We start from the raw sequence: 16,824 nt of genomic DNA on the forward strand, positions 1-16,824 counted from the left end.
AAAACGCTTGAGATTGAGAGCGAAGCGACCAAACCCCCATTAATGGCTCAAGCTTTTTGAAGCGAATTGATAATCACAATATCGTAAAATCGCTAGTCCAACGCTTAATAGCAAAGCGTTTTTTATAGCTCTATAAGAGCCTTGATTTTATTTCAAACCTCTAAAAGCTTCAAATAATACTCATAAGCTTCTTTAATGCCCTGCTCTAAAGGGATTTCTAATTCCCACTTTAAAGCCTTTTGTTTGGAAATATCCATAAGCTTTTGCTGCATGCCCACTGGTTTGGATAAATCCTTAACAAACACGCCCTTATAGTCTAAAACCTGAGCGACTTTTTCGTAATACTCTTCAATGCTGTAATCCACGCCAGAGCCGACATTCATCGCGCTAGGGATTGAAGCGATATTCTCATAAGCGAGAGCGATGAACCTGGCTAAATCTTTAGCGTTTAGATACTCTCTTCTGGCCGTGCCATCGCCCCACATCACAAACTCTTTTTCATTTTTTAATTTAGCGGTGTGCATCCTAGCAATAAGCCCTGGTATCATGTGCGCTATTTTTTCTTCAAATTTGTCAAACTCGCCATAAAGGTTGCAAGGCACTAGGGTTTTATAAAAAACGCCTTTTTCAGCGCTCACATACTCGCAATACTTCATCACAGAGAGTTTGGCTAAAGCATAGCCCTCGTTGGTTGGCTCTAAAGAGCCGTTCAATAAATCGCTTTCTTTTAAAGGGTTAGGGGCGAATTTAGGGTAAGCGCAAGAGCTCGCTAAATTAATGGCTTTTTTCACGCCCAAATCTAAAGCGCTAGAAAAGAGGTACAAACCCATCAATAAATTCTCAACCATGTAAGTTGAAAGATCGTTCATGTTAGCGACAATGCCCCCCACTCTCCCGGCGCAATGGATAATACCTGTAGGCTTGTGTTCTTTCAAATAAGCTTGAACATTGTCTTTATCCAATAAATACAATTCGCTCTTTTTAGGGGTGAGTAACGCCACATCAGGCTTATTTTTTTTAAAATACAACGCCGTGTTCTGCCCCACCATGCCATAGGCGCCGGTGATTAAAATAATCTCATTCATAAAAATTCCTTAAAATATAGCCCCCATCTTGCAGGTAAAGGTTTTTCTGGCATTCTTTTAAATCATGTTCTAACATGTCCTTAACCAACTCTTTTAAATCGTATTCCCTGACCCAGCCTAGCTCTTTTTCTGCCTTAGTGGGATCGCCTAAAAGCAAATCCACTTCAGTAGGCCTGAAATAGCACTCGTCTATGCGCACCACGATTTGGCCTTTTTTTAAATGGCTTAAGTTTAATTTTAAAGCGTTCGCTCTTTTTTCATCAACGCTTTTAATCAAACCGATTTCTTTAATCCCTGTATTTTGAAATTCTAAACCAATACCGATAAATTCAAAGCTCATTTTCACAAAATCGCGCACGCTTGTGGTCTTCCCTGTAGCGATCACATAATCTTGTGGAATGGGCGCTTGGAGCATTAAATGCATCATTTTCACATAATCTTTGGCATGCCCCCAGTCTCTTTTAGCGTCTAAATTCCCTAAATACAAGCAATCTGTTAAGTTATACGCTATCGCGCTAGCGGCTCGTGTGATTTTACGAGTGACAAAAGTTTCGCCTCTTACCCTACTTTCATGATTAAAAAGAATGCCATTAACCGCAAACAAGTTATAGGCCTCTCTGTAATTTTTGGTGATGTAAAAGGCATACATTTTAGCGACCGCATAGGGGCTTCGTGGGTTAAAGGGGGTGTTTTCATTTTGCGGGGTTTCTAAAACTTCGCCATACAATTCGCTCGTGCTGGCTTGATAAAATCGTGTTTTCTTTTCTAATCCTAAAATCCGCATGGCTTCTAAAATCCTTAGCGTGCCAATACCATCAGCGTTAGCGGTGTATTCTGGGGTTTCAAAAGAGACTTTCACATGGCTTTGAGCGGCTAAATTATAAATCTCTGTAGGCTTAGTGGTAGCGATTAAATGGATAAGATTAGAGCTATCGGTCATATCCCCATAGTGCAAGAAGAAACGCCTTTTGTGTTCGCTGTGCAAATCTTCATACAGATGATCGATCCTAGAAGTGTTGATGCTAGAAGAGCGCCTTTTTAACCCATGCACTTCATAACCTAAATTGAGTAAGTATTCAGCCAGATAGCTCCCGTCTTGCCCGGTAACCCCGGTGATTAAAGCGATTTTTTCTTTCATTGAATTTCCTTTATTAATTTTTCTTTATTAGGCGTTTTGATCTTGTCTGTTAAAATCATCATCAACCCTTACAATATCGTCTTCACCGACATACTCGCCTACTTGAACTTCTATGATGATTAAAGGGATTTTGCCATAATTAGCCAGGCGGTGTAAGGTGTTTTTAGGGATATAAGTGGATTCGTTAGCTTGCAATTCAAACGATTGGCGATCCAACTCCACGCTCGCCATCCCGCTAATCACCACCCAATGTTCGCTCCTGTGGAAATGCTTTTGTAAAGAAAGCCTTGCGTTAGGTTTGACTTCTAAAATCTTAACCTTGTAACAACCGCTCTCATGCAAGACTTCATAACTCCCCCAAGGGCGATACACTTTAGTGTGCGTTTGCAACAATTCTTGGTTGTTTGTTTCTACATCACTCACTAAAGCTTTTAAATCTTTGGCCTTGTCTTTATGAGCGATTAAAAGAGCGTCTTTAGTGTCAATAATGGCCAAATTCTCAACCCCTAAAAGAGCGCTCACTTTATGAGAAAACACTAAATTATTCTGGCTCTCTTTGGCAAAAACAGGCGTTTGATTCAGGCTGACATTTTCTTTAGGCTCGTTAGCCACTTCTTCAAAAAGAGCGTTAAAATTCCCTAAATCGCTCCACTTGGCGTTTAATCCTACCATTTTGATTTTGTGGCTTTGTTGCATTAAAGCAATATCCACGCTCACGTCTTCTAAATCTTGCATGCTCTTTTCGCTCAAACGAGCGATCTTTTGTTCAAAAAAATGCGTGTTTTCTAACGATTCAAACGCTCTTTCACACCCCTTTAAAATAGTAGGGGCATGCTTTTTCAATTCGTCTAAAAAAACGCCCGCTTGGAAAACAAACATGCCGCTATTGAAATAAAAACCCCCGCTTTTTTGAAACTCTATCGCTTTTTCTAAGCTTGGCTTTTCAATGAATCGCTTGACATCTAGAGCGTTAGGGCTTTCAATATACCCAAACTCCGTGTTGGGCTTTTCAATACTCACCCCAAAAGTGACTAAAAAGCCTTCTTGGGCTAAACCAATCGCTTTTTTTATCGCATTTTCATACGCTTGAAGGTCTTTAATCAAATGATCGCTTGGCGTAATGATGAGTAAATCTTCTTTATCGCTCATTAAAGCGCTCAAAGCAATGGCGTTAGCGGTGTTTTTGCTCAAGCTCTCTAATAAAAAACCCACGCTTTTGTTTTTGATTTCATTCTCTATTTCTTCTAGGGCTAAAAAATAATGCTTTTCATTGCACACAATGAGCGTTTCATCCACTAAGGAAGCGTTTCTTTTAAAACTCAATTCAAACAAGCTTTTATGATCAAAAAGCTTTAAAAATTGCTTAGGGTATAGGCTACGGCTTAAAGGCCATAGGCGTTTCCCGCTCCCCCCACTCAGTAAGATATTTTTAATTTTCATGGGCTTTCTTGCTAGGCTCTCTTTTGTTTTTTAGGGTTATTATAGCGTTTTTAAACTGGCATTTTTGAGTCACTTCAAAAACTCAGCGATGACTTCATTCTCTCTGGGTATAGGGAAGAAGATGTCAGTATTGGGCGAAATGAAGACCCTACTTCCCTCTCTAATCACCACAATGGGAGCGATTTTGCTCTTGTCTCTTAAAATTTGATTGACCACTTGATTGATCCCCATACCGCTTTGCCTCATCAATTGCATTAAAAGATAATCCCCAAAGAAATTGGTGGCTCCTTCTTTATTGCCTCTGTTGTTTAAAGCCGAAGTGATCCCAATCAATAGGCCGTTAGTGAGAGTAGAAAGCAGTAATGGCACGCCATAGCGCTGGAAATTCCTTTCAATCAATTCCCCCACCAAGCCGTTATAGCCTTTAATGTCCGCCCCTTTAGCGTTAGTGAGCATGATATTGATGCCATGGGGAGTGATGATGCGGCTCCATACAATATCCAAGCGGTATTCGCCCATTTTGTTATTGTTGCTGTAATAGCCTATGACTTTAGAGCCTTTGGGGATTAAGACGGCTTTGCCCATGTGAGCAAAAATATCGCTCTCCACTTGCGCGATGACTTTACCAGCAATCTGGCTAGAAATAGGCGTGATGAGAAAGGCGGGTATCATTTTATCCGCTGTAATGGTGCGTAAAAGCTTGTTTTCATTAGTAGCGATGTCTTTTTCTTTAAGGTTAGTAAAACCATCGATCCCTTTAGGGTTATCCATGGGGAAAATCAGGTTTTCTTCGTAATTTTTAGGGCTTTGTTTGAAAGGGGTGATGCGAGTGGCTAATAAATCTAATTGCTTTAAAGAAAAATCTTTTTTAGGGGGGGTTGTGTTTGTTTTTAAATCCATGGGAGGGCTCTTAAAAGTTTCTTCTTTGGAATAGTTCATTTCTTTGGAGTTTAGGGCTTTTAAAGCGGCTTTGAGCTGTTCTTGTAAGGCTTTGATGGTAGCGTCTTTGGAGCTTTCTGTGTTAGTTGGCTGTGGGTTTTGAGTGAAGGTGTAGTCTTGTAAGGGGTATTTCACCTCATCGTCATTTAAAAGGCTAGGCTGGTTATTTAAGGGGGCTTTTGGCTTTTGATGATAGACTAAAGAAATGGTTGTAATCGTTGCAAAACCCCCTATAAAAACAATCGCCCCCTTAAGCCACTTATTCATCTTTACCCTTTTTGACAAAACGGATGCACAAATAGTCCTTGCCTAGCCTTAAAGTCCATTTAGCCGAAACATCTTCAGCGATAATGTAATCGCCCACAATCCTAGTATTCACCGGGTTATCATAGCCATCAACGACCTTATAAATCACCGGGAATTTAGAGAGCGCTAATCTTTTGTCAAATTTGAAATAAGTGAATTGCTTGTCGTTAAAGATTTCTTTAGGCATCAAAGAGAGTTTGGATTTTTTAGAACAAATCCCTAAACAATACCATTTCCTTTGAGAGCTTTTTAAAGCCTTATAACCTTTTTGAATGTCTTTTTTAACGATTTTCATCGCGTTGGTGTTATCGCCAATAGTTATAGTCTCTTCTTCTTTTTCTTTGGTTTCTTCTTTTTCTTCTTTTAAGGGTTCTTCTTTTAAGGGCTTGTTGTTTGTGGGGGCATTTTCAAGGGCATTTTCTTTATTTTGTGGCTTCATAAAAGCGTTAGAATAATAGTTTTTATCTTCTATGAAAACCTGCAAATTAGGGTGTTTGGAGCTGGTAAAAGTGGTAGAAAACACATAGAAAGAAAAAATCTTACCCTCATTATCAATCACGCTGATATTGGAATCCACGCCAATTTGTAAGGGTTTGATGAGCAAAATGCGATCGTTACTTTCTAAGATTTTCGCATCAAAACCCACCTTATCCCCTAAAACAAAATCGCTAATGGGTTTTGAAAAAAACAATAAGGTCGCCATCGCATAACGCAAGCGGATTTTATAGGTTTGCCCTTGAAAGTAATCAATGTTCAAAGTGTTGGACATTTTGGAGCGGTTTTTGTCAAAAAAGCTCCCTTGAATGGCGTTTAAATCTTGCATGGGGTGGTTTAAATGCGCCGGGGCTGTTTCGTTAGCTTCTTCTAAAAAATCATCGGCTTTTAAAACGCTAAAAGTCAACAAAAAGCCCATGAGAGCGTATAAAAATTTCCGCATCAATCATTCCTATTAGTCGGCGCGATTTCAGTGATGCTGTAGCGAGTGATTTTAAAGCCGGTAGGGTTTTTAGGCATGGAAGCGTAATCAAAATCCGGGGTGTCAAACAAATAACTCAATACGATTTTATAACGCTTTTCATACACCAGCTTGTTTTCGTTCAAAAGTTTAGCCACAATAGAGACGCTCGCAATGGGGTTATTGTCTTGCTGATAGATCGCAATATTGACGATATGGACTTCTCTTTCCAAATGGCTTTGCGCATAAATGCTGTTTTGGGTTTTAATCAAATCTTCAAAGCGTTGCCACACTTTAGAACTGCTTTGCAAGCGCACCAATTCATAGCGCGATTTATCGTCAATGCGGTTAATGCTCTCTCGGTTTAACACATACGCCCCAATGAGCGAACGAGCCAACGCTTCATTACTGGAAATGCTTTTATCCGCTCTTTGGATAATGGCGTAATGCTTGTCCTGGTTTAAAAAATCCACGAAATGGTGTTCGGTTTTTTGTAAAGGCAGAACACTGATTAACACGATCGCTAAAACAAGAGCGATAAAACTCATCAAGCCTAAGAGTTTATAAGCGATTTTCAAGCGGTTCCTTTCTAGCCGAAACACGCTTTGCATGTCCAAATCATTCACCGAAAAACTAGAAAGCTTGTTTTCTAAATGCTTTTCTTGGTGGCTTAAAAGCTCTTCTAAATAGATCAACTGCTCGCTATTGAAAGGCTTTTCTCTCATGCGAGATTTAACCTGTTTTCATACAATGTGCAAGGGCTTTTTTTCATCTCATGCACCTTACTGGTGCAACCAAAAAACACAAGTCCCATAATAACAAAAAAAATTCTCATTAAATTCCTATTTATTTAAATTTCATTTTTTGTATTTATTGTATCCTTTTTAACCTTTTTTTGCTTGAAATTTGGGATTTTTACATCTAATTGAGTGGTTTCTACCTTAAATGTGGGGGAATGCGTTTCTTTTTCTTTAGAGACGCTTTCACTCATAGAAGAAGAAACGCTAGAGGGAGCGGGTGGGGTCGTGATGTATTGTAAGGAATTAAGGGCGTTTTGGCTGAGGTTGGCGCTCAAATTGGTGGCGAGTTTGTAAGTTTCTTTAAGGCTGTTTTGCACCCTAAACAAAGCGTTGATGAAAAAAGGCACGCCTATGATAAAAACGCAACACAAAAATAACGCTACCACCAATAAAAGGCTTAAGTCTTGTTTTTCTTGCATATGAGCGTCTATTAAAGCATTAGTAACCGACACATTCAAAAACCCCACCAACAACAAAAAAGGCTTGTAAAACCCAAGAGCGAAGCATTTTTTTAAACACGCAACCACAACGCTCCTCCAGGTTTTAAAAAACCCAAACGCTAAAAACAGCGCCCCTAAAGAGCACCACACATGCACTTCTAAATACACTAAAATGATGATCGCAAACAGCACGCTCAAAAAAAGCGCTTGCAAGATGCTTAAAAAAAGCCACACAGACATTTCATTATGGCTCAAATCGCTGATGAAACTAAGAGCATAAAAACCATGATTAAAGATAAAATCTAAAGAAAGCGCGTGGTTAGAAAAGTTACTCAAGCTTTGAGAAAGGCTTTGAGTGATCATGTTAGGCGCAATAAAAATAGCGTTTTGAAACAATTCATAAAAGCGCGAAGGGTTTTTTAAAGCGTAGTTAAACAGCGCAAAAAACCCCACAAATAATAACGCCTCTAAAAGCGCACTAGCGCTGAAGAAATTCTGTTCTTTCAAACTCCTGTAAGCAAAGAGCATGAACGCCAAAGCGACCACACCATTAAACACCAATTGTGCATGCAAAGTGTAGAGGAAAAATTCAGCGAAACGCCCTAAAATCGCCGTGAGAGGCGTGATAAACCAAGAAAGAATGATTTCATAAGCGTCATTTTTCATCATTTTTATTGATTAGCGGACTTTAATGTAAAATTCAAAGCCTTTACGCCAAACTAATAATTCAATTTTAGGCGCGCTTAACGCTTCTCTTAAAGCCTTTGGGTTGAACGAAACGCTTTTAGAATTCACCCATAAAATCCTATCCCCAAGCTTTAAAAAATCCAAGCCTTTGGGCAAATGACTGCCTATTTTAGTGATGATAAAACGCCTATCTAAAGCGATGCCATAGCGCTCTAAAAAAGTGTCTTTGAGTAAAAAACCCCCATAACGTTTATTGACTTTAAGCGTTACTTCTTTGATTTGGCGGTTTCGCTTGATTCTCACTTTGGCAAGGCTTTGGTATTTAAGATTGCTCACCACCCATTCAAACTCCGCTAACGAGTGGATCTTTTGATGGTTGATCGCTAGGATTTCATCGTTTTTTAAAAAAGGGTTTTTAGGGAAAAAGGGATCAAATTGCACTACCACTAAACGCTTATTATCTTCTTCTAAACGCACCCCAATATCCCCATAATAAGGCTCTTTTTGGTTTAAAAAGTGCTTGATAAATTTCGTTTCTATAAAGCCATTCCCCCCTATTCCTAGCCCTAACATTTGATAGCAAATATTGCTGATAACGCCATTTTTTTGAGTCTTTTGTGAAATTTGAGCGTAGTGCTCATAACCTTTTTGCCCCACTAATAATCGCGCTTCTAGGGCTTCTTTATCCCCTATGCTAGCCATTGGCCTTATCAGGGCGTCTTTGTCTAAATCCCTTAAGGTATAAACATACTCGCTTGGCGCGCTTTGTAACAAATACAACCCTACAAAGGGATCGGATTTGATGACTTTGGCGTGTTTAGGGTAGGTTTTGGAATAATATAAATACACGCCTTTAGGCAATTCTTTTAAAGCCACGCCCCCTTTTTGAAGGCTCGCTTTTTTAAAAAACGCCTGACAATGCTTGAAATCATAAGCCCCTAAGCCATTCAAAAAAAACCATAGAACGATAAAGGCTTTGTGAAGCATCACAATTTAGCAAAATTCCCTAGCATGTTAAAGGCTAAATTTTTTCGGTTTTCTTCTACGGCTTTATACCCGTCATTCAAAGCGCTCATCAAATAGATTTGCATCGCTTCTTTATCTTCTAACAGGCTGTCATCAATTTGCAAATCCACTAACTCCCCCAACCCATTAAAACTCACGCTCACCATTCCCCCACCGCTTTTGGAAGTGTGGATCGTGTCTTTATTTTTTTCTTCTAGTTGGGAAAACTCTTTTTTCATGCCGTCTAACAACCCGCTTAACCCGCCCAATTGACTAAAACCCATCTCTAACCCTTTTCTAAAATTTCGTTTTTTTCATCCACTAGAACGATGCATGGCTTGTGCGTATTGATTTCATCTTCATTCATGCTCGCATAAGCTAAAATGATCACCACATCGCCTATGGCCACTTTTCTAGCTGCTGCGCCATTGACGCAAATTTCGCCCTTTTTTTTCCCTAAAATCACATAGGTGCTGAAGCGTTCGCCGTTATTGACATCCACGATTTCCACTTTCATGCCCTCTCTGAGCTTAGCGAACTTGGCTAAATCCTCATCTATGGTGATCGAGCCTACGTAATTGAGATTAGCGTCTGTGATAGTAGCCCTATGGATTTTACTATAAAGCATTTCAAAAGTCATTTTCTTTCACCTTTTGCGCGTGCTTGATTTCTTTTAAAACCAATTGGTTTTTTTCTAGCAAGCAAGCGATCTTACAAGGTTTTTTAAACGATTGCAAGAGCAGTAGATCGCTTAATGGGGTTTTGATCTCATGGTGAATGATTTTTTTAATTTCCCTCGCTCCTAAAGTCGTTTGATAGCTTTTTTGTGCGATGAATTTCAAAACTTCTTTATGGAATTTTAAGGCTATGTCTTGCTCTAGCGCTAGGGCTTTTAATTTGTCTAATTCCACAGAAACAATGCGTTCAAAATCCTCCAAACTGAGCGCGTTAAACGGCACGATCGCATCAATCCTGGAGCGTAATTCAGGGGTCAAAAGCTCTTTAACGGCTCTATCATACTTGGTGTTTTTAGCGCTAAAAAACCCTAGCGTGTCCTTATCCTTACTCCCCACATTTGAAGTCATAATCAAAATCACATGCTTAAAACTCGCCTGATTGCCTAAATTATCGCTCAAAGTGGCGTTATCCATCACTTGCAACAACAAATCATACACATTAGAATGGGCTTTTTCTATCTCATCTAAAAGCAGCAAGCAATGCGGGTGTTTTTTAATCGCATTCACCAATAACCCCCCTTGCTCAAACCCCACATAACCGCTAGGACTCCCGATAAGTTTGGCCACGCTATGGGCTTCTTTGTATTCGCTCATGTCAAAGCGTTCAAAATGCAAATTCAAATTCAAGGCCAATTCTTTAGCCAACTCTGTTTTCCCCACCCCACTAGGCCCCACGAATAAAAAGCTCCCCACAGGCTTATTTTTAGAAGAAAGCCCGCAATACTGGATTTTAATCGCATTGCTGACAAGATTGATCGCTTCTGCTTGGGCAAAAATCTTATTTTTAAGCGATTTTTCTAAATTCCTTAAAAGGGCTTTTTTATCGCTGCTCAAACGCATTTTAGGGATTTTAAGCTTCAGAGCGAGCGTTTCTTTCACGTCATCAACGCCGATTTTTTTGCCCTTTTTAGGGCTAATTTTTTTCCTCGATCCCACCTCATCTAGTAGTTCGATCGCTTTATCCGGCAAGAATCTATCATGCATGTAATCACTCGTTAAATCCACGCATGCCTTAAACACGCTCTCATCATAACGCACCTGGTGGTGTTCTTCATAAAGAGGAGCGATCTTTTTTAAAATCAAATAACACGCCTCTTTAGAAGGCTCTTCAACTTTGATTACTGAAAAGCGCCTGTTGAAAGCTTTGTCTTTTTCAAACACGCTGCGGTATTCTTCAAAAGTGGTCGCTCCTAAACATTTCAAGCTCCCATCCGTTAGAACCGGTTTTAATATATTCGCCGCATCCAAGCTCCCAGCGTTACTGCTCCCTGCACCTAAAAGGGTGTGGATTTCATCAATGAATAAAATGATACGGCCGTTTTCTTGGATTTCTTTGAGCGTTTTTTTCAAGCGTTTTTCAAAATCCCCTCTGTATTTTGCCCCAGCCACCATTAAAGCTAAATCCAAAGAATAGACCTCATATTCTTGCAAAAATTCCGGCACTTCTTTTTGAGCGATCTTTAAAGCCAAAGCTTCAGCGATGGAGGTTTTCCCTACGCCCGCTTCGCCAATTAAAAGCGGGTTATTCTTTTTTCTGCGCCCTAAAATTTCTACCACTCTTAAAATCTCTTCTTCTCTGCCAATGACTGGATCTAAAGCGTTATCTTGGGCTAAAGCGCTCAAATTTTTAGCGTATTTTTTTAGGGGAGTGTTTTTGGGTGCTTCTTCATTATTGGTGTCATTAGGAATGCCATGGTTATCCAAATCCAATAAAGCAGGACTAGAATACAAACGAGCGATACCAAAACTATCCATGAGTTTTGAAGCGTAACAATCGGGGTGATCTAGTATTAAAATAAGCAATTCTTCCACGCCCACGCTCTCAAAACCACTCGCATACATTCTTTTAAGTATTCTTAATAGCACAAAACTCCTGGCAGGCATTTTGGCTGGATCACTCTTTAAGGGCACATATTGGAACAAATAGTCTTTAAGGATTTGTTTTAATTTATCATAGTCATCTCTTTCTAAAGCGCCAATAATCTTTGCCCCGCTCTCATGTTCTAAAATGACTAATAGCACATGCTCCGTGGTGCAAAGGGCGTGGTTAAGATCTAAGGCTAAATTTAAAGCTCGGTTTAGGACTTCATTGAGATCTTGATTGAATTTAGCCATTATCTTATCTCTTCTACCCATAATTTTAAAGGGAGATCTAGCTCTCTGGCTTTATCCCTAACCCATGCTGCCCTATGCCTGGCAATATCATAAGGATAGACGCCGCAAACCCCACAGCCATCACGATGGATGCTTGATATGAGAGCTTGAGCCTCTTCTAAAGACTTGTCAAAAAAATCCCTCAAAGCAGAGATGACAAATTCCGCTGTCGTAATGGGGTCATCAACCATGATCACTTGCGCCATGGTGGGGGTGGGTATGTTATACATTTTCATTTCATGCTGCTTATTCATGTTACTTGGCGATCACAACAGGGATACTGGATTGTTCAACCAAGCTATTTTGGTGTGAAATGAACAAACGATACAACAAATTGGATTCGCTCGCCCCGATCAATAACAAATCATAATCCTTAGCCATTTCTAAAACCACATCAATCAAATCACCGCTTTTTAAAACGCTCTCGCACTCTATGTTTTCTTTTTTGAAAGCGTCTTCAAATTGCTTTAACAAAGCCTTAGCTTTTTCTTCTTCTAAGGCTTCTGTTTGGCCGTAATCCATCATCCCGCTTTCGCTATAAATAAACACTTCCATGCTCACATGCAATAAGGTGAAACGGACCTCTTTAAGCGAATGGGCTAATTTGACAGCGAATTTAATAGCGTTATAACATTCTTGCGTGTCGCTAATCCCAAATAAAATATTCATAAGAACCAACCTTAAATGAAGTTTTGGTATTATACCAAATAAACCCTAATGACCCGCTGAAAGCTTAAAGATAAAGCGCTACAATCTCGCTTAAAGAAAAGGACACAAAATGCTATTGAATTACGACTTTTTAGAATTTGTTGATGAACCACAAAGAAACACTTCTTTATCTTTGACAGCATCTATTGATAAAGCGTTAGCGGACAGGAAATTAGCTAGACAAAATAAACCTAAAGTGAGAGTGAAAGACAACTTATCTTTAAGAGCCACGCTAGATGCCTTTGGTGAGGAACTCTCACAACTTAAAAGAGAACAAAACACGACTATTAAAGGCTCTACAATTGAAAGCACTAATCTTAACAGCATTGTCAATAAAATCAAAAGCGGACTACCTTTTGGGACTATCTCTGCGTTTAGACCTTTTAAAGACGCTTTTATTAAAGACTTTACTGAAAAAGAACGAGAATTATTGATAGAAGCTTATAAGAGCGGTTATAAGGCATCTCAATTAGACAAAGTATCTAAAAAATGGAATGACGACCCTAACCACATAGACGCTTCCTATCTTGCTGATGCTTTTTTGAGAGAATATAGGACTATCGCTCTCAAACTATCCACAGCATTAGGTAAGTCTTTTGTTAATAAATTCTTAAATCCTAAAAGTGAAACCACAATGAGAGACCTTATGTCTAGTAAAGAATTTGTTGAGAGATACCGCTACACTCAAAAAGACAATATGGAAAGGACACAACAGCTAAAAAGACTATTGGATAGTAAGCGAGACTTCATTGGTTATATTCAAGTAATCGGCTATTGGAAAGAAAGCTTAAAAGACGACATTATCCCTGATAAAGAGACTAGCTTTTTTGTATTTGTCAATGAACCTAGTAGCACATTTTATTTAAGAAACCATTTGTTATTATGGGCGAGACAATTCAATCAAGCAGCGATTTGTTATTGTCAAAATAATGTCTATAATAATAAAGACAGATACTATGTGGAATTGGTGAATGCCACACCAAAGAGATTTGGTAAGGTAGATGCTAAATTCACTAACATCACATTCTCTGTCCCTAGCAAATTACCAAATTCTCTCACAAGGCTAAAAAACCAAGTCTATACATTCTTTGAGAAAAACCCTGAAAAAGACAATTATGGTATAGCTTTTAAAGACATTGTTAAGACACAAATCAAAGCAACTTATATGCCCCACAATATTGGCAACCTTACAGACACATTTGAAAATGAAATTAAAAGATTTATTAAAAGAACACAAAGTAGGGTTCGTGCGTATGGGTATCCAAAGACTTTCAATATTGATGAGATAGAAAATTGGGAGCAACAAGCAATTAAAACAAGAGAGCAACGAAAATGCGCTATAAGTAAAAGTTACAGACAAAGCTACAACCACAACATTAAAGTCAATAACCTTGCCAACGCTATGCTAAAAGGCAAAAAAGCGAGTAAGACATTGATTGCTAAAGTGCTTGCTAACACCATAGACACCGATGCAGGTTATTGCTTTATCTCAGATTTAGAGACACAGCTTAACAACATCAGCCCAAGACTATCTAAAAGCATCGTTACCGCCATAGAGCAAGCAGAGGGAATTAGACTACTCTATGCGTTAATTGACAGGGTTTCGTATAACTCACTCCACAATATCTTAAGTTTCATTTTTGATATTGATAACCCTATGAGCGACCAATCATTAAACGAATTAGTGATTGAAGTCCCAAGAGAAGCGCTAAAGAATGTGAAGTTACCACAAATCAAAAATGTATTGACTTCTCAAATCTTTGATGGCGCTTATCAGTTTAAAAGTTAAACCATGCTCTTTATCAGCGCGACTAACACCAATGCCGGAAAAACCACATGCGCTAGGCTATTAGCCCAATATTGCAACGCTTGTGGCGTTAAAACGATTTTATTAAAGCCCATTGAAACGGGCGTTAATGACGCCATTAACCACTCTAGCGATGCGCATTTGTTCTTGCAAGATAACCGCCTTTTAGATCGCTCTTTAACCTTAAAAGACATTTCATTCTATCGTTATCATAAAGCTTCAGCCCCCCTTATCGCCCAACAAGAAGAAAACCAAAACGCTCCCATTGATATAGATCATTTAATCCAACGCCTCCAAAATTTCACCAAAACTTACGATTTAGTCATCGTTGAAGGGGCTGGGGGGCTATGCGTGCCTATCACTTTAGAAGAAAACATGCTGGATTTTGCCCTGAAATTAAAAGCCAAAATGCTTTTGATTAGCCACGACAATTTGGGCTTAATCAATGATTGTTTGCTGAATGACTTTTTATTGAAATCCCACCAACTAGACTATAAAATCGCTATCAATTTAAAAGGAAACAACACCGCTTTTCACAGCATCAGTTTGCCCTATATTGAGCTTTTTAATACACGCTCCAATAACCCCATTGTGATTTTCCAGCAAAGCCTAAAAGAATTAATGAGCTTTGCCCTTAAATAAAGTGCAAACAGAACGCACGCTGATAAAAAAGCCCCCTAACAGCAAAGCGTATAAAATCCAGCTAAAAATGGGTTTTGACATCTCAGCGTTCTCTTTTAAGGGCTTTAAAAAAATCACATTAGGGAACATGTTAAACAAATTGATCCGCCAACCATAGTATTGCACTTCCACTTGCTGATTGACTAAACTTTGAGCGAGAGCTGAAATATCAGCCGAATTAAACTTAAAATAAAAAGGGAAGCCAAAGCGCGTGTCTTCGTTACGATAGACGGTTACGCTTTTTTGATCCTTAGGGTCGTAAGTTTGCACAAAATAGACATCTCTAGCAAGGGTTTTTACTTCCTTATTATTGGGCGTGTTTTCATTTTCATTCATTCTTTTGACTTCCACCCCGCTAATGACAGCCGCGCTATAATGGGGCATGCAATAGCTCACCAAAAGCATGAGCGCTAAAAAGATCGCCGTTAAAATGAACAAAACCACATTACGCACAAATTTTATCAACTTCATTCCTTATGATAGTATTAGCCTAACAATCGCATTCAAACACCAGAGCTTAAAAAACGCTCTTTCACATGTTTTCAATCATCACGCTAGCAAATTCAGAGCATTTCACTTCTTTAGCCCCATCCATCAAGCGAGCGAAATCGTAAGTTACTTTCTTGCTTTTAATCGCTTTTTCCATCGCAGAAACGATCAAATCAGCCGCTTCCACCCAACCCATATGCCTTAACATCATTTCCGCGCTCAAAATAATAGACCCCGGATTAACTTTATCTAGCCCGGCGTATTTAGGAGCGGTGCCATGGGTGGCTTCAAACATGCCTACTGTGTCATTGAGATTAGCCCCAGGAGCGATACCAATGCCCCCCACCATCGCCGCTAGAGCATCAGAGATATAATCCCCGTTCAAATTCATGGTCGCAATGACGCTGTATTCGCTAGGGCGTAAGAGGATTTGTTGCAAGAACGCATCAGCGATCATGTCTTTAATGATGATTTCCTTACCGGTTTTAGGGTTTTTCAAAGAACACCATGGGCCTTTATCAATGACTTGAGCGTTAAATTCTTTTTGAGCGAGCGCATAGCCCCACTTCATGAACGCCCCCTCAGTGTATTTCATGATGTTACCTTTATGCACAAAAGTTACGCTTGGCTTGTCGTTATCAATAGCGTATTCAATCGCTTTCCTAACCAACCTCTCTGTGCCTTCCTTACTAATGGGTTTTACCCCTATGCCACTGCTTTCAGGGAAGCGGATTTTTTTAACCTTTAGTTCATTTTGTAAAAAATGGATGAGTTTTTTCGCTTCCGCGCTGCCTTCTTGCCATTCAATGCCCGCATAAATGTCTTCAGAATTTTCTCTAAAAATCACCATATCCACTTTTTGTGGCTCTTTAACTGGGCTTGGACTCCCATACCATCTAACCGGTCTCAAGCACACATACAAATCCATTTTTTGGCGTAACGCTACATTCAAAGATCTAAACCCCTCACCAATAGGCGTGGTCAAAGGCCCTTTAATGGAAACTTTATAATGGTTAATCGCTTCAATAGTGTCCGGTAACAGCCATTGCTCTTCTGGGCTTAATTCCTTGTGATCTTTAAATTTTTGATAGCATTTTTCGCCCACAAACACTTCATACCATGCGATTTTTTTCTCGCCTTTATACGCTTTTTGAACCGCGCTATCCACGACTTTAATCATCGCAGGGGTAATATCTGATCCAATGCCATCGCCCTCAATGAAAGGGATAATGGGGTGGTTTGGCACATGCAATTTGTTGTCTTTAATCGTAATTTCTTCGCCCTCTTTAGGCTTTTGTAAAATTTTAGGGTTGTAAGCCATCTCTCAATCCTTTTTATAAAATTTGAGTAACTATACTAGCGCAAAAATACTATATAACCCCTAAAAATCTTTTTTTGAATGCGTGTTTAAAAGTAGCGGTTGGAAATAACTTGAAAAAACGAAAATGTTTTT

18 protein-coding genes are annotated in these 16,824 nt (G+C 39.3%); 2 read left to right on the plus strand and 16 right to left on the minus strand.

The window, feature by feature from the left end; translation table 11 throughout:
• Positions 1-152: 152 nt before the first annotated feature.
• The 14 genes from KX581_RS00745 to KX581_RS00810 all read right to left on the minus strand — a co-directional run bounded on the left by KX581_RS00745 (position 153) and on the right by KX581_RS00810 (position 12,355).
• The gene (locus tag KX581_RS00745) at positions 153-1,085 is read right to left on the minus strand and encodes a GDP-L-fucose synthase family protein (RefSeq protein WP_231175318.1); all 933 of its coding nucleotides are present in this window, start codon (positions 1,083-1,085) and stop codon (positions 153-155) included.
• Positions 1,078-2,223 (minus strand): GDP-mannose 4,6-dehydratase, encoded by a 1,146-nt coding sequence (gene gmd, locus KX581_RS00750; RefSeq protein ID WP_131128569.1) that lies wholly within the window; start codon positions 2,221-2,223, stop codon positions 1,078-1,080. Before gmd ends, KX581_RS00745 begins: the two co-directional genes overlap by 8 nt.
• A 27-nt stretch (positions 2,224-2,250) precedes the next feature.
• Positions 2,251-3,663, minus strand: a complete 1,413-nt coding sequence (locus tag KX581_RS00755) for a mannose-1-phosphate guanylyltransferase/mannose-6-phosphate isomerase (protein WP_231175319.1) — start codon at positions 3,661-3,663, stop codon at positions 2,251-2,253.
• Between the two features lie 69 nt (positions 3,664-3,732).
• On the minus strand, positions 3,733-4,869 hold the full coding sequence (locus tag KX581_RS00760; protein ID WP_220969132.1) for a DNA type IV secretion system protein ComB10: 1,137 nt from the start codon (positions 4,867-4,869) through the stop codon (positions 3,733-3,735).
• Complete coding sequence (locus tag KX581_RS00765; protein WP_231175320.1) at positions 4,862-5,845, minus strand: TrbG/VirB9 family P-type conjugative transfer protein; 984 nt, start codon at positions 5,843-5,845, stop codon at positions 4,862-4,864. The genes KX581_RS00760 and KX581_RS00765 overlap by 8 nt, the downstream gene beginning before the upstream one ends.
• The gene (locus tag KX581_RS00770) at positions 5,845-6,588 is read right to left on the minus strand and encodes a VirB8 family type IV secretion system protein (protein WP_231175321.1); all 744 of its coding nucleotides are present in this window, start codon (positions 6,586-6,588) and stop codon (positions 5,845-5,847) included. The genes KX581_RS00765 and KX581_RS00770 overlap by 1 nt, the downstream gene beginning before the upstream one ends.
• A complete protein-coding gene (locus KX581_RS00775; RefSeq protein WP_001217873.1) occupies positions 6,585-6,698 on the minus strand; it encodes a hypothetical protein in 114 nt (37 codons plus the stop codon). Before KX581_RS00775 ends, KX581_RS00770 begins: the two co-directional genes overlap by 4 nt.
• Before the next feature lie 15 nt (positions 6,699-6,713).
• On the minus strand, positions 6,714-7,769 hold the full coding sequence (locus tag KX581_RS00780) for a type IV secretion system protein (protein WP_231175368.1): 1,056 nt from the start codon (positions 7,767-7,769) through the stop codon (positions 6,714-6,716).
• Between the two features lie 12 nt (positions 7,770-7,781).
• Complete coding sequence (locus KX581_RS00785; protein ID WP_231175369.1) at positions 7,782-8,777, minus strand: PDZ domain-containing protein; 996 nt, start codon at positions 8,775-8,777, stop codon at positions 7,782-7,784.
• Positions 8,777-9,079 carry a YbaB/EbfC family nucleoid-associated protein gene (locus KX581_RS00790; protein WP_231175322.1) on the minus strand — a complete coding sequence of 101 codons (303 nt, stop codon included), beginning with the start codon at positions 9,077-9,079 and terminating at the stop codon, positions 8,777-8,779. The genes KX581_RS00785 and KX581_RS00790 overlap by 1 nt, the downstream gene beginning before the upstream one ends.
• 2 nt (positions 9,080-9,081) lie before the next feature.
• Entirely contained in the window at positions 9,082-9,435 is a 354-nt protein-coding gene (panD, locus tag KX581_RS00795; RefSeq protein WP_120871868.1) for an aspartate 1-decarboxylase, read from the minus strand.
• Positions 9,425-11,647 carry an AAA family ATPase gene (locus KX581_RS00800; protein WP_231175323.1) on the minus strand — a complete coding sequence of 741 codons (2,223 nt, stop codon included), beginning with the start codon at positions 11,645-11,647 and terminating at the stop codon, positions 9,425-9,427. The genes panD and KX581_RS00800 overlap by 11 nt, the downstream gene beginning before the upstream one ends.
• Positions 11,647-11,922: an ATP-dependent Clp protease adaptor ClpS gene (locus KX581_RS00805; RefSeq protein ID WP_231175324.1), complete on the minus strand. Its 276-nt coding sequence runs from the start codon at positions 11,920-11,922 to the stop codon at positions 11,647-11,649. Before KX581_RS00805 ends, KX581_RS00800 begins: the two co-directional genes overlap by 1 nt.
• A gap of 19 nt (positions 11,923-11,941) precedes the next feature.
• Complete coding sequence (locus tag KX581_RS00810) at positions 11,942-12,355, minus strand: universal stress protein (RefSeq protein ID WP_001023008.1); 414 nt, start codon at positions 12,353-12,355, stop codon at positions 11,942-11,944.
• Positions 12,356-12,464: 109 nt separating this feature from the next.
• Between KX581_RS00810 and KX581_RS00815 the strand changes: the two genes are divergently transcribed.
• Both KX581_RS00815 and bioD read left to right on the plus strand, forming a co-directional pair.
• Positions 12,465-14,183: a hypothetical protein gene (locus KX581_RS00815; RefSeq protein WP_231175325.1), complete on the plus strand. Its 1,719-nt coding sequence runs from the start codon at positions 12,465-12,467 to the stop codon at positions 14,181-14,183.
• A 3-nt stretch (positions 14,184-14,186) separates the two neighbouring features.
• Positions 14,187-14,843: a dethiobiotin synthase gene (gene bioD / locus KX581_RS00820; RefSeq protein ID WP_231175326.1), complete on the plus strand. Its 657-nt coding sequence runs from the start codon at positions 14,187-14,189 to the stop codon at positions 14,841-14,843.
• Here the strand turns inward: bioD and KX581_RS00825 are convergent.
• Positions 14,820-15,347 (minus strand): DUF1523 family protein, encoded by a 528-nt coding sequence (locus tag KX581_RS00825; protein WP_231175327.1) that lies wholly within the window; start codon positions 15,345-15,347, stop codon positions 14,820-14,822. The two genes, bioD and KX581_RS00825, sit on opposite strands and share 24 nt — an antisense overlap.
• Positions 15,348-15,414: 67 nt before the next feature.
• On the minus strand, positions 15,415-16,692 hold the full coding sequence (gene icd, locus KX581_RS00830; protein WP_000323967.1) for an isocitrate dehydrogenase (NADP(+)): 1,278 nt from the start codon (positions 16,690-16,692) through the stop codon (positions 15,415-15,417).
• Between the last annotated feature and the right edge of the window lie 132 nt (positions 16,693-16,824).

Origin of the sequence: Helicobacter pylori (assembly GCF_021062735.1) — a bacterium.
Taxonomy (GTDB): Bacteria; Campylobacterota; Campylobacteria; order Campylobacterales; family Helicobacteraceae; genus Helicobacter; species Helicobacter pylori_DN.